The organism is Mesorhizobium sp. CNPSo 4684, from assembly GCF_057784315.1.
Genome location: NZ_JBWLUX010000082.1, coordinates 1 through 2413, shown reverse-complemented (window position 1 = coordinate 2413; position 2413 = coordinate 1). Strand labels below are relative to the sequence as shown.

Genomic DNA, 2413 nt, shown 5'->3' with positions numbered 1-2413 from the left:
CAGCAACCTCCTGCCAAGCGAGGAGGTCCTCATCAACGATGAGCGTGACACAGCTGGGTTGCGGCCAGCGAAGAGGCCGAGGCCCCTGGACAATCCAGACGGCCTTGCCATTGAGCGGCAGCTGAGCGAGATCGTCAATTCACGTGGCGGCAGAGCAATGCCGGCGGCCTCGACGTTGCAGCCGATCCAGTCAGCTGGGGTTTTGATAGGGCACAGCAAGGAGCCTCTTTATTCCGAGGACGCTCGCCTTATTTCGGGGCTTAACAACGCGCTCCCCAAGGGCAAGGCCGCCAATGCCACCGCCAACGCCTATGTATACTGTCTTCGCACCTTCAGCCGCTGGCTCTTCGCAAATAAAAAAGATCCGATTGCTGCTCGGCTCAACGACCAATCGCTGACCGATGATGCGCGCGAGGCCATCAAAAAGGTTCATCACAGACGACTCCTTCCGGCAATAGACCATCTGCGGACGTTCCAGTCGACTGGCGGATTGGTGCCGATCACAGCCCGCGCTGAGCTAACTCCTCACCCCCAGGACGTGGCTCTCATCAAAGAGTACAAAAACGAAGCTGCGACGGGGACCCGCGGCCGGTATGCAGGTATTCTCCGCAGTTTCAGCGACTATCTGCGTGAGAACAACAAGCCGGGCATTGCTGGTCGGCTTTCCGGCACGTCGTTGGACGGCGATGTCGAGCGCTATAGGAAGGACGGTGAGGGCAATCGGAATATCGGTGCCGCACTGGCTGATCTGCGAAAATCGCAGGCAGGCGCTAAAGCGATGGAGCTCGAGCGCCATATTCCTGCTCCCGAAAACGCGATCCGGATGGAGCCGATGCCCGTCAGCGGCGCCGCTGCGCAGCACAGCGTGTCGCAGGAAGCGGACAGGTGGCCAGAGGAGCTGCCTCCTGTGGAAGGCTACGACCAGGATTTGCTTTGGGAGCTGACGGGCGAACCCGGCCCGTCGCCATCTCTCGAGCCGGTTTTGATAGGGCGGAGAAAGCAGCCTCTTTATTCCGAGGACGCTCGCCTTATTTCGGGGCTTGAGAAGGCCCTCTTCGAGGGCAATGCCGCCGATGCCACTGCCAACGCCTATGTATCTTCTCTTCGCAGCTTCGGGCGCTGGCTCTTTGCAAATAACAAAGATCCGTTTGCTGCTCGGCTCGACGACCAGTCGCTGACCGATGATGCGCGAGAGGCCATCGAAAAGGGTCATCACAGACGAGTCCTTCCGGCAATGGTCCATCTCCGGACCTTCCAGTCGACGGGCGGAGTCGTGCCGATCACAAGCCGCACCGAGCTAACTCCTCACCCCCAGGACGTGGCTCTCATTAAAGAGTACAAAAACGAAGCAGGGACATCGACTGGCAGGTTGTATGCAGCTGTTCTTCGCAGTTTCAGTGACTACCTGCGTGAAAACAACAAGCCGGGCATTGCTGCTCGGCTTTCCGGCACGTCATTGGACGGCGATGTCGAGCGTTATAGGAAGGACAGCGGGGGTAGTCAGCATATCGGTGTCGCACTGGCTGATCTGCGAAAATCGCAGGCAGGCGCTAAAGCGATGGAGCTCGAGCGCCACATCCTCCTCGTTCCTGATCCCGGAAACGCGATCCGGATGGAGCCGATGCCCGTCGGCGGCGCCGCTGTCCAGCACAGCGCGTCGCAGGGCGCGAGCAGATGGCCAGATGAGCTGCCTCCCATAGAAAGCTACGATCAGGATTTGCTTTGGGAGATGATGGACAAACCCGGCCCGTCGTCTCTCGAGCCGGCCGCGCGACAGGTCCCCGACAAGCCGATCGGTGCATTTGCCAGCAGCCACCTCCTGCCAAGCGAGGAGGTCCTCATCAACGATGAGCGTGACACAGCTGGGTTGCGGCCAGCGAAGAGGCCGAGGCCCCTGGACAATCTACACGGCCTTGCCGTTGAGCGGCAGCTGAGCGAGATCGCCAATTCAGGCGGTCGCCTGATGTCGTCGGCGGATCCCATCCGTCAACTGGGTGCATTGCCATCGCAGGCGCAGGACATAGTCCAGGCCGGACGGCAAGAACCTGCCCGGTTCGCCTCAACCTGGTGGCCGCAGATGCCGCTCAACTTTGATTGGAGTATGTGGCCGACCCTGGAAGCAGCGTCAGCGCCCGCTGCCAGCGCCCGCCCCGACACCTACCGCGATTTTCCATTGGTTGATCTGACTGCGGCCACGCCGTCTGAATCACGCGACGACGATAATTCCGTGCCGGCGTTTGCAAGCAAATCCGCCGATGCTCAGATCGGGGCTTTGGGTCCGACCGCCCCGTCTCACGGCCGCGGGCTGGTGCTCCAGGACATGGAATGGCTGGGCGACGAGCATGTCCTGAGGGACTACCAGCTCCTGACGCAAGAGTTGCAGGGGAACAATCCGGGTCTGGCCGCCCGGACG

At 60.9% G+C, this 2413-nt stretch carries 1 pseudogene; it reads left to right on the top strand.

The annotated features are described in order from the left end of the window. Positions 1-157: 157 nt before the first annotated feature. Positions 158-2413 (top strand): annotated as a pseudogene (locus tag AC04SG_RS32735) (hypothetical protein); the annotation flags it as partial.